The sequence below is a fragment of the Okeania sp. SIO2F5 genome (assembly GCF_010692685.1).
Taxonomy (GTDB): domain Bacteria; phylum Cyanobacteriota; class Cyanobacteriia; order Cyanobacteriales; family Microcoleaceae; genus Okeania; species Okeania hirsuta.
Window position 1 is genome coordinate 1 of sequence record NZ_JAAHGU010000189.1, and the last position, 11,785, is coordinate 11,785.

6 protein-coding genes and 2 pseudogenes are annotated in these 11,785 nt (G+C 36.5%); 3 read left to right on the plus strand and 5 right to left on the minus strand.

Translation table 11 applies throughout. The annotated features are described in order from the left end of the window. Nucleotides 1–376: 376 nt before the first annotated feature. Both F6K27_RS30385 and F6K27_RS30390 read left to right on the plus strand, forming a co-directional pair. The gene (locus F6K27_RS30385; RefSeq protein ID WP_287279612.1) at nt 377–1,735 is read left to right on the plus strand and encodes a pyridoxal phosphate-dependent aminotransferase; all 1,359 of its coding nucleotides are present in this window, start codon (nt 377–379) and stop codon (nt 1,733–1,735) included. Nucleotides 1,736–2,173: 438 nt separating this feature from the next. After that, nucleotides 2,174–2,833, plus strand: a pseudogene (locus F6K27_RS30390) (homocysteine S-methyltransferase family protein); the annotation flags it as partial. Between the two features lie 52 nt (nt 2,834–2,885). Here F6K27_RS30390 and F6K27_RS30395 read toward each other — a convergent pair. From F6K27_RS30395 to F6K27_RS30415, 5 genes and pseudogenes are all read right to left on the minus strand, one after another. After that, complete coding sequence (locus F6K27_RS30395; RefSeq protein WP_287279613.1) at nt 2,886–4,493, minus strand: helix-turn-helix domain-containing protein; 1,608 nt, start codon at nt 4,491–4,493, stop codon at nt 2,886–2,888. A gap of 461 nt (nt 4,494–4,954) precedes the next feature. Next, nucleotides 4,955–5,446 carry a helix-turn-helix domain-containing protein gene (locus tag F6K27_RS30400; protein WP_124147368.1) on the minus strand — a complete coding sequence of 164 codons (492 nt, stop codon included), beginning with the start codon at nt 5,444–5,446 and terminating at the stop codon, nt 4,955–4,957. A gap of 970 nt (nt 5,447–6,416) precedes the next feature. After that, nucleotides 6,417–6,674 (minus strand): annotated as a pseudogene (locus F6K27_RS30405) (transposase family protein); the annotation flags it as partial. A gap of 706 nt (nt 6,675–7,380) precedes the next feature. Continuing rightward, nucleotides 7,381–7,680 carry a ferredoxin III, nif-specific gene (fdxB, locus tag F6K27_RS30410; protein WP_287279616.1) on the minus strand — a complete coding sequence of 100 codons (300 nt, stop codon included), beginning with the start codon at nt 7,678–7,680 and terminating at the stop codon, nt 7,381–7,383. Between the two features lie 650 nt (nt 7,681–8,330). Then, the gene (locus tag F6K27_RS30415) at nt 8,331–10,130 is read right to left on the minus strand and encodes a PAS domain S-box protein (RefSeq protein ID WP_287279614.1); all 1,800 of its coding nucleotides are present in this window, start codon (nt 10,128–10,130) and stop codon (nt 8,331–8,333) included. Between the two features lie 579 nt (nt 10,131–10,709). Here F6K27_RS30415 and F6K27_RS30420 point away from each other — a divergent pair. After that, entirely contained in the window at nt 10,710–11,480 is a 771-nt protein-coding gene (locus F6K27_RS30420; protein ID WP_287279615.1) for an adenylate/guanylate cyclase domain-containing protein, read from the plus strand. Nucleotides 11,481–11,785: the final 305 nt, after the last annotated feature.

The following is an 11,785-nucleotide window of genomic DNA, read 5'->3' on the forward strand; positions in this document are numbered from 1 at the left end:
ACTGCTCCATGGCCTCTGGAGTCAGCCAAAAAGTGAGACTCCCTCGCTGCTTTAAGGAGGCATCATACTCAGACCAGTTTTTGAGTCGATACAAGGACTTGGAGTTGGATTTAGACTTACTCTTACTCATATCTGCTGAGTGTAGTTTCGTGTACCATCTTGACTTCTTTATTTTTACCCTAAACATCATCTTTTGTGCAACAAAGCCAAATAAGGGTTAATTTTAATTCACATCAGGCGTAAGTCCTGAAAGTTTTAATCAATTCTCATACTTATTACTTGACTTCTGCAAAAAGTCTATGGTATAGATTATTTGGATGAACTACTTGCAGTTATTGCAACATGTGGTGGTGTAACAAGCGTAAAGGAAGTAAGCATGAAATTATCCAAAGAGCATTATCTTCAACAACTTCGGAAGATAGTTAACCCTGAACAAAGGGCTAAATATTACAAGCAATTTATTGATAGTGATGTAGTCAACCTATCTACGGCTGAAAATGTATTGTTACTAGACTTTTACCAAGAGAACCACATTTTTGATGAGCTTCCTGTAATTTCAGCGACAGATATACAATATCCATCGGTTGTGTATGGCAGTCCTGAGTATCGGCAAAGTATTCTGCAATTTCTAGAACAACAATGGAGTCTACCGAGTGGAACAATTGCTTTAGATGACATTTTTGTAGTTTCTGGTGTGTCGGCAGCATTAGAATGTCTTGGATTTTCCCTATTTAGTGCTGGAGACCAGGTACTAATTCCGGAGCCGATGTGGTACGGATTTCCATGGTGTTTTAGCCAGCGTCCCCAAATGGAATTTATCCATTTTCCAGTTGGCGAGAACTTTGAACTCTCTACACAAAATGTAGTAGATGCGGTTGAAGCCAATCCTAATGCCAAACTCTTAGTGCTGACTAATCCCCAGAACCCCTTAGGGACAAACTATAGTAAAGAGCAGATGGAAGAGATTTACGCATATTTTTTGGGTCTGGGACCGGATTATCATATTATCTCTGATGAAATTTATGCCTGTTCTCAGAATACTGATGTGGAAGGTAACGAATTTGTCAGTGCTTTTGGATTAGATGCCTATAACGAATATAATGATACTCGGATACATGTTGTTTGGGGTCTGTCAAAGGATTTTGGTCTGTCTGGCTTTAGGGTGGGTTGTATCATTTCAAAATCGGAACAAGTTCAAGAATCTATGGAGGGAGATGCTTGTAATAGGAGTATTGCCGGGTTCTCACCATTTGGTTCATTAAATCCGTATATGTTGCAAAAGCTCTTTCTCTCTGGAGGGGAGCCAGATCCAACAGTAGCAAATAATGCCATCAGTACATATCAAAGCTCGTTATTGCCATCATCCTATTCCATAGTTAAAGAGAAGCTCGAGGCTTCATCTATCCCCTATCACCCTAACAACAAGGGAGGGGTTTTCTTCTGGATAGACTTAAGTGCCTATCTCGATCGCGTTCAACAAACCACAATTGAACCAGATCCATTACTCTGTGAATCTTTATATCCTCCTGAATTCAACGATCCGAATGAAGGGAAGCTAACTCGCTATCTTCGTGAAGAAGCACAGGTGTTACTGGTTCGAGGACAGGAGTGTTTCTGGAGTGAACCAGGATGGTTTCGCCTTTGTTATACTGCCGAGACATCTGATAAAGTTGCACAAGGTCTTGATTCTATGATCGAAAAATTGAATCAGTTACCACCAAGTAATCCGAATTAGCAATTCGGTAGGTTGGGGTGCGTGGCACGAACTTTTCAGCTAGTAATTACAACTTATGTCCCCGCACCTCAACATCCATGGGTTTATAGTCCCTTAAAATTCCAGTCTTGAACGCGGGTGCGTCGCTTTGTTGTGCAAACGAGTCGCTTTGTAGGTCAGGGTGAGGGTACGAAACCCAGAAGTGACAAGCCTTTGTGTACCTAACCCTGCGTCGGAGCGGATGTGAAAGGTAAAGCGTTGGACTTCATTATAAGATGGTCTCACACCGATCAACTTTACCGTTGTTGTGTGCTCATTCGTGCGCCATCGTGATTTATGCTATTTTAAATTGAGAATAATTATCATTCTTACACATAATTATCCTCCTCAGACTTCCAAGCTGAATAGCTTTGGGCTTCAAAAGGTGGCAGGAGAAGTCCAACTATAACCATTACATCTATGCTAAGTATTGAAAATCCGAAACCTCAGTTAAAGACTTCATTTCTCGAACGGCTCCAGAGTCCAGATCGTCCAGTGGTAATCTTTGATGGGGCAATGGGAACTAACATTCAATCCCAAAACTTGACCGCCGAGGACTTTGGTGGAGCGGAATATGAAGGTTGTAATGAATATTTAGTCATCACTAAGCCAGAAGCAGTGGCCAAGGTCCATCGTGATTTTCTGGCAGCGGGGGCGGATGTTGTCGAGACCGATAGCTTTGGCTCAAGTCCCTTAGTCCTCGCAGAGTACGATCTAGGCGATCGCGCCTACGAACTAAGTAGAAAGGCCGCAGAGTTGGCTCGCCGTTGTGCGGATGAGTTTACCACTCCCGAAAAACCAAGATTTGTCGCAGGTTCCATCGGTCCAGGAACCAAGCTACCTACCCTCGGTCATATTACTTATGATGAATTGAGAGCGAGCTTCATGGTGCAAGCAGAAGGTCTCTATGACGGGGGAGCCGATCTTTTCATCGTGGAAACCTGTCAAGATGTTCTGCAAATTAAGGCAGCATTGAGTGCTTTTGAGGCGGTGTTTGCTAAAAAAGGTTCGCGACTCCCCTTAATGGTGTCCGTGACCATGGAAATCCAGGGAACCATGTTGGTGGGGACAGATATATCTACTGATGTACCAACTATCTGCTTTTTTTGATATAGTGACGTTTTTTAAATGATTACCCTCCCAAACCTAAAACATTCTGTAATAGCATTTGGTCTTCACCTTTGACTTGAAAGCGTCCACTCTCAATATCTCTAATCCAACTTTGACTTTTTCCAAGCATAGTTGCCAACTGTCTCTGACTTAACTGCTGACTTTTTCTAGCATTCATAATTTGTTCCCCACAGATCGCAGCCAGTTTTTTTGTTCTTTTGCGTTTATTAGAATAGCGTAGCTTTTGTTTTTCAAAATCTGCTAAGTGTTTATCCCATTCTTCGGGCAATTTAAACCAGAGGATACGAGCGTTTAATAACATATTCCACTTACCTCTGGGGCCGTTATCTGTTAGTCTTGTATTTTTACTACCGTCATCAATCCAGAAATCTAAAGCTTCTTCACCATCATCAGGCAGAGCAGCTAACTTTGCCCACATTGGCTGAATTTCCTGGGGGTAAGTTACAGGGTCAAATTCGGGTTGAAGTCCATAATGATTCAGAACTTCCAGATCGCTTTCAAAAGTTCTGATTAGTCGTTTTCGCTCATCCCGACAAGAAGATGCTCGCATCACTTTTTGTTCGCCATAAGCTACTCGCATTAGGGTAGGTACAGTCAACCGTTGTTCTCTACCCATTTTGGTTTTGAATAATAACCATAATAGCATTCGAGCAGTACCTTCATGTTGCTGCCAGATACTCATTACTGTAGTTAATATAGACTGAGGCAAAATACCGTATTGATAAAATGCTTTGCCCTGCTTGCAACCTTCTCTGTTGAGGAAATACTTAGTCCAAAGACCAGCTTTGACTCTAAAGGTAAGACCAACAAGATGTTTACATCCTGTAGAATCTTCAGAAAAGTGATGTTGAATGTCTAAGATATGCCATAATCGATCTTCTGGTAATGAGAACGCATTAATTCTGCCCTGCTGAGGCCAATCAATAGTAGTAGTAATATTACAAGGTTGTTGAGCTAGGTTTTTAATTAAACTCAGTTTAGTTGCTTTCGATAAGTCTTTGCGTTTTTCTAACCCTAAGTACCTTTCAATTTGTTGGTCATCGATCACAAATTCTTGCTCCCATGGTTTGTCAATAACTGCTGCATGGGCAGCATAAATTAGGTGCAGACAAGCTGCTCTGATATCCATTGCTGGCATATCTGTGACTTTGATGACATCATCATTTATAATTTGAGATGGATACTCCACATCTTTGATGCTGAAACTGATTGAACCCTGACCTTGCTTAATAGAACGTTGATAAATCAGTTTACCTTCTGCATTCACTGTCCAAGGTAATGATTCTCTCTGCGTCAGAATGTTGCAAGCTTCCCAGATCGCGATAGAAGAAGCAAAAGGACTATGCTTGCCATTGGGAAATAAATTAGAGCTTGTGGGTATTCTTGTCGCAGCTTTATATCTACCTTTTTTAGCTTTGGTGGGAACAGGACTACTAATAGAACAGTGAATTACGCACTGAGGTTCTTCGTAATAACCCTCACAGCTATTACATAGTTCAGGATTAATGGAGTATTTTTCATCTTCTATAGTTATTGCACCTGTTGGGCAGTGGATTTGGGGTACACAGGTGCCACATGAGATACAGTTTTCAGTCATTTTGTGAGTCATAACACCCCCCTGTTATTGCTGTTGAGAAGTTTGTGTTAGTAATACTACTCGTCATCTGTAAGTTGATTTAGCTGATTAATCATAGTAATGTCCTGATTGCTATATAACTAACTATACATGGAGTGAAGAACTTAAATCTTTTGTCTTTTGTTGATTTAAGTATTTTCACTTAAGCTTAATTGACGCTTTAATAATAAGAATTAATATTTCATAATTTTTTTAGATTAGATGTTCATAATAAGCAAATTAATATTCTTTTTATTTTTTATAATTGAGTAATTATAGGATTTTTATAGTTATACATTTAACTTGCAATAGTTAATAACTATAATTATTATTTTTTTACTAATTTATAGTAAAAAACATTAAGGAAAAATGCTAAATAAATATTTTTAAGGTATATTTATCCGCATTTAACTCCATAGATTAACTGTTCATATTTTCATAATTGAGATGAATGCCTAACATTCTAGTTTGTTTTTTGTAGTATTTACTCGATGACTAACTTGTAATCTACCTCTGGGAAGGAGAATATTTTTTTGTTTAAGAATTCTCCTAACTTGAGTACCACTAATTTTGATTCCTGTTTTTTCAGCAAGATAATTTGCTAAACGTTCTCCACTCCAGTGTTGACATTCATAACCGAACTGATGAGGAGATTTTTTGCTGACTTCTACCAATAACTGAATGTACTCTTCTGTAGCTTTACGAAAGTTACCATGCTCTCGTTGATCTCGTAAACTATCTAATTGGTCTGGGTCTCCATGTACACACCAATAAGCAACTGTTCTATAAGAACAACCGATAAATGCAGAAATTTCTGAATAAGTTTTTCCGTCATTTAATAGGAGTAACATCAATACTCGTTCTCGGAAATGAGAGCAATTACCTTCTTGTAAGGCTTTTTGCAATCTTTTCTTTTGCATTGAACTAAGAAAATCTTTAGCAGGCATAACAGCTACCTCAGTTTAACAACTTAATGCAACTTAGCTGCACTATATATATAATTCGCTTTTTGACACCCTCTAAATTGAGAAGATGACCTACGACTCCAAACTCAGACAAAAGTTTGCCTATTGTAGTCTGCTACCCTATAATTCAAGTAAGATTGAGTAAAATTCGTGCTTAGTAATTGAATGGTTATGACTTCTTCTATAGAAAGCATGAAGAACCGGATTTAACTTAACCCTATATTTTTAACAGTTAATCTGGCCACAACTAAACATAAAAATATAAGTTTGTCTTACCAGATATATGGTTACTGCTAATAAAAATATATTACTTTTTTGTAAAATCTTTTCCTGTCAAATAATTAACAGTTTATTCTCTGATAATTAGAATTACTAAATAACTCTCGCATCTTTAAGATGTGTAGATACTCAACCGTTCTTAGAAACCTAGGATAATCTATAGAAATCTATGATTGATCTGTTCTATTCCTGCTTCACTCTGGCAGTGTCGGCACTCACCAGTCCACAGGCTGTCACGGACGTTTGCTGCGCAACGCTAGCGCGAAACGCGGAACGCGGAGCGTAGCTATCACTGCCCGCCATAGCTAAATTTAACGCTGCAAACAAGTCTCATCGCAGCTAAAATTGTAGTGTTTGCAATTTGATTACACGCTCTGATAAAGATAGAGATTCTTTAACAGTTCCACACCTAGAGCAAGTTTTAGAACTAGGTTTTACCCTACTCCAAAAGACGAAAATTTGATGCTCAGGCAGTGGAGTTATTTGTGCAATGTGCCATGCCCAAGGGTATGATTCAAACAGGTAAGCCCAAAAGCTACAAAGTTGAAATCTAGTTAACTCCAACTAAGGTCATTGTCGCGTTTGCCGAGCAAGTGCGGCAGTTATATCGCAACATTCTAGTTATTTGATTTACTGACTGAATCCATGATCAAAAACATTGTTGTAATTGTTACGGGTCTAAAGGTGCAAAAACTCTGGCAAATGTATCGTGAGATGGAATTCCATTAGGCAGTTCTAAAAAACTTTTTAGCCATTTACATTTAGATTCACCATAAGATTCTATATCTATCCATGTATCTGCACCACAAATTACAGCACAAATAGTAATTGTAATAATATCAATTAATTTATGATGTTTGGTTCTATCTACTCTTGGGTCTTCTAGTTCACTAAAATACTCATAAATACTCTTTTTTGGCTGGAGTTTCATTGTTAAATATTATTATTACTAGAATAATTATCTTTTATAAATATCTAATCTTCAATTTTAATTAGTTTTTTTTAAGTATTAATTATTGAATTTTTTGGTGAGTTTTGATTGTTGAAAGTTTTGGTATTTTTTGATGGTGATTGCCTCTCGAACGCATAGTCTATTCTGAAATTATCTTTTTGGTCATTTGTTACAAAAATTAGATGCGTTTTCCCTGTGGGGGAGAAGGGGTAGGTATGCTCCGCATACCTACCCCTTCTTTAAAAAGAATTATCATTATTTTAAAAGGAAAAATCAATATTTTAGACAGTTATTTAATCCTTAAAACCTTTATCAAACAATAGTTTTGAGCTGCTTGTCACCCCGTGATAACAGAGAGGAAGTTTAACGTTTTGGCTCTCTCCAGAGGTGATGGAGCAGTGGCTCAACCCAAAGAAAACAGGTACCTATAGTGATATAGCTACCCTTGTTAATGGCTACACTACAATGTTTATTTAGGTTAGGGGGACGGCAAACTGAAGGATTTTTGGCATCAATATTTGCCCTTATGGCAGTGGTTTCGCACTTACCAAATTTTTATGATGACATAGTTGCACAAAAAAAGTCAGGGAGTTCAGACTTTAGGTGAATAATTTTACTAATACACCTAAAACTGATACTCCACAAACTTCTATATTAATATTTCTGAGTTGACATTCTTCCGAACTCATACAGCTGCAGGAGCATGAGTGAAGCATTTCTTACCACAAATGTTAGCGCAAGCTTCACATCCGATATAGTCATCTGCATTAGTAATAGTCATTACTTTCCGTAATACTTCATCATCATCATCATCATCATCATCCACAAATTCTCCATGCTCGTTGATGGGTCTAAGTTCTAGAACATTTCTATGACAAACTTTAAAGCAACGACCACAACCTAGGCATTTATTCATGTCAATAGATTCGACATACTGAGGAGTCCAAGCTGTACCACTTTTAGTTAAAGCTGTTAATGTTGCTATTGCTTCTTCTCCTTAATTAATAGACTGAATGTTTTGTTTTGTTTGCTTTGTTCCATCTTTTTAGATAATAGCTATTTACTCTAGCAAAAAAGTATTTTTTTATACTTTTTTCAGGTTTTTTGTAATATTTGATTATGGCTTTTTTTGTGTGTTTATTTATTAGAAAATATTTGCAATTATCCCTAGATAAATATACCTATAAATGTAAGCATTCAGCATTCAGCAGTCAGCTAGTCTCTTACAGAGTAACTGCGTTATCAGCTCTTGAAAAACACCTACATTTCCCGCCACAGAGTTGTATGAATTGAACTCAAACTTATCGTTCTTGTGGTTTATTCTCTGATTAAAAATGTAATATAAGTTAAACGAATGCTTGCTTGATTTATTAAAAAGCTAAGAACTGAATACTTACTTTAGATTTAATCAGCAAACCCTAATTACTTATAGTAATAATAAAGTTTTTATTTGTATTTTTGCTCTAGCCCTTGCAATACTTATATGCATATATGAGGGCTAAAGCCCAACTACGAGGCTGATATAATACCTACGACCTAACAGTTACCGAACAATGAAGGTTTAAATCCTCTCCTTTTCAAGGAGAGGTAATTATTAATTATTAATTATTAATTATTAATTGTTGAACACCTTCTTCAATTTCCAGCCTTAACTGGAATTAATATTTCAAATAATGTACCTTCATTTTGATTAGATATACATTTCAGTTCTCCCCGATGTTTTTCGACAACAATTTGGTGAGAAATTGATAGTCCTAGACCTGTACCCTTGCCCACTGGTTTGGTTGTAAAAAACGGGTCAAAAATGCGATTTTGAATAGATTCGCTAATACCACGCCCATTATCAGAAAGGGAAATTTTCACAAAATCTTGATTTACTCCTGTTTCTGACTTTTGAGATATTTCTGTTTTTATGGTAATAATTCCCGGTTCTTTTTGTTCTTCAAGAGCATCTATGGCATTAGCAATAATATTCATAAATACTTGATTCAACTGACTAGCATAACACTCAATATTGGGTAAATTTCCATAGTCTTTGAGCAATGTTATTTCTGGTCTTTTTTCTATAGCTTTGAGACGATGTTGTAAAATTAATAAAGTGCTATCTATACCAGAGTGAATATCTACTTTTTTCATCTCCGATTCATCTAAGCGAGAGAAATTTCGTAAAGATAAAACTAACTCTCTAATTCGATTAGCTCCTATATTCATTGAGTTGACCATTTTAGGCAAATCTTCAATCAAGAAATCTGCTTCACACTCTTCAGCAAAATCTTGAATTTCTGGAATCGGATCTTGATAGTTTTGTCGATACAAATTTAATAAATGTAGTAGATCTCTAATGTAGTTATTTGTATGAATAATATTGCCATATATAAAGCTAATTGGATTATTAATTTCATGGGCAATACCTGCAACCATTTGACCTAGACCAGACATTTTTTCTGCTTGTACTAATTGAGCTTGAGTCTTTTGCAATTCTTTTAAAGCTTTTTCTAATTGCAATGCTCTTTCTCGTTCACGTTTTTCTGATTCTCGTAGTGCAATTTCCCCTTGTTTTCGTTCTGTGATATCGCGAATAATTGCTAGGACTTCATCTTTACCACTTTTGACATAACGAGCTTCATAATGATAGAAGTTATAATTAATAATAGTAGAATATTCTGCTGCTTGCACTTTATCAGTGCTGAGAGTAAGCTTTAAATAGTGTCGAGCCCAAATAGCTAAATCTTGGGGAAATATTTCTTCTATAGTTTTCCCTAGTACTTCTGATGCTTTGGGGGCATTTTCATCATCTTTTGATGGGTAGAAGTCGAGAAAAACTCCTTTTGAGTCAAGGCGTAACATTAAGTCGGGAATAACATGGAGAAGACTATGGTTGCATTTTTGACTTTCTTGTAGTGCTTCTTCTACTCTCTTGCGTTCGGTGATGTCAAATCTAATAGCTAAGTATTGATAAGGTTGTCCGAGGTCGTTTAAAAAAGGTACGATAGTTGTATTAACCCAATAATAACTACCATCTTTAGCCTTATTTTTAATTTCTCCTCTCCACACACGACCAGAGCTAATAGTAGACCACAAATCTTTAAAAAACTTTGGGGGATGATATTTAGAGTTAAGCAAACGATGACTTTTTCCGATTAATTCTTCTCTAGAATATTGAGATATTTCATAAACTTTATCATTCACATATTGAATAATACCTCTTTGGTCTGTAATGGCAACGATCGCTGCTTGATCTATAGCAAATTTGATATCAGATAGTTCTTTGAGGGTTTTCCGCAGTATTGCTTCTAGTAAGCGACGTTCTGCTATTTCCTTCCCCTGGCTAGTTAAGTTTTGTAAATCGTGATTTTTTTCAATGAAAGATGCTACCATTTGGTTGACCTGGTAATTTTCATAATCAGATTGATTTAGCACTTGATTAGTTTCCATTGGTTTTTGTTACTCCTGGTTGGATTTTGATGCACTGCTAATATTTCTAACTCCACTTTCAGGTTGAGAATTATTTGTAGCTTTTTTGGCTCGCAACCTGTAAATGTGAAGCTAGTTCCGATCTAGCGACTTAATTTTGGTGAATTAATTTTTAAGCTTAAGCATATGAAATGCTTATATTAATATTAAGAGGATATAATTTTTCTACCTTAGAGTTTAGTTAAATTGATTACTAATTTCTCAATCCTTAGGTAAAAATTTATTGCTGATTATTAAAAACATTTAATATAAATATAAATATTTAATGCAGTTATTCTGGATACTTAAATTTCTTTAAAGGCTTGTTTACAACCTCGGAGAGGATTATTTAAAGCTTTTTTTTGTTATACCCTCCCTATTTGAGTTAGATTTACTGGGAACAAAAAATCTCTTAAAGCATCTCTAGTTATTAGAGATTTATTTATTAATTTTTGTAATATTAGCTACAAAAAAATAATCTTTTTGAGTGTAGTCAAAAGAATATTTAGCAAAGCTCAAAATATTTCTTGATTTGAGACTATAAAAATACTAATTTTCTAAATGGAAAATGCCAGATTGTATGATGCTTGTCAGGGTTTTATTCCGGAACAGTTTCTCAGCTTTTTAGAGAAAAAGAGTATTGTGAATTTGAAATTGGGCGATCGCTTGGAACGAGAGATGACGATCTTATTCTCGGATATTCACGATTTTAATACCATCTCCGAACAGATGACTCCAGAGGAAAACTTCGCTTTTATTAACCAGTATCTTAGTTATATGGAACCCCAAATTCAAAAATATGGCGGATTTATTGATAAATATATTGGTGATGCTATTATGGCTTTGTTTCCCAATTCTGCCGACGATGCGGTTCAAGGGGCGATCGCTATGCTGGAACAGTTGAAAACATACAATTCAGAGCGACAACAAAGGAATCTAAAACCCATTCGTATTGGTATTGGTTTGCATACGGGTACGTTAATTTTAGGAACTGTAGGTGGATTTGGATGCATGGACGGAACTGTGCTCGGGGATGCAGTGAATCTCTCCTCGCGAGTGGAAGGGTTAACAAAAACTTATGGAGTTTCACTTTTAATTACTGATAAAACTTGGCAAGGTTTAAAAAATTCTTTGGCATACGACCTCAGATTTATTGACAGGGTGAGAGCTAAAGGAAAAGCCAAAGCGGTTAGTTTATTTGAAATTTTTTCTGCCGATCCGCCAGAATTACGAGATGCTAAAATCGCCACTAAAGAGAAGTTTGAAAGGACTGTTTTGTATTTCATCAAGAATTATTTCCAGAAGCAGCAGATTTATTTCAAGAATGCTTAGAATATGGTCAGGGCGATCGGGTTGTCTGTAGTTATCTTGAACGATGTCATCAGAAGGTAGAAGGCAGAAGGGTAAAGAAAGGTTTATAAGAATTCTGAATTTCCTACGGAATACTTCGCTCGTCACTATCAGACTTTTTCAGCAAACCCTAATTAACCTTATTCCTTCTTCCTTAGAATAGACTTGTCGCTTTATAAGGTAAAGTAAAGTTAATAGGGTGTTTGAGATGGGACAATGTTAGATCTTAATCGGGTGCTAAAAGAAGACCGCCTCAGTGCGGGCATTGACTGGACTAAACCGTAAGG

What these genes read in the sequence shown, in the direction of transcription:
- F6K27_RS30385 (WP_287279612.1), top strand. Translation starts at nt 377, where the DNA reads ATGAAATTATCCAAAGAGCATTATCTTCAACAACTTCGGAAGATAGTT.
- F6K27_RS30395 (WP_287279613.1), bottom strand. Translation starts at nt 4,493, where the DNA reads ATGACTCACAAAATGACTGAAAACTGTATCTCATGTGGCACCTGTGTA.
- F6K27_RS30400 (WP_124147368.1), bottom strand. Translation starts at nt 5,446, where the DNA reads ATGCCTGCTAAAGATTTTCTTAGTTCAATGCAAAAGAAAAGATTGCAA.
- F6K27_RS30415 (WP_287279614.1), bottom strand. Translation starts at nt 10,130, where the DNA reads ATGGAAACTAATCAAGTGCTAAATCAATCTGATTATGAAAATTACCAG.
- F6K27_RS30420 (WP_287279615.1), top strand. Translation starts at nt 10,710, where the DNA reads ATGGAAAATGCCAGATTGTATGATGCTTGTCAGGGTTTTATTCCGGAA.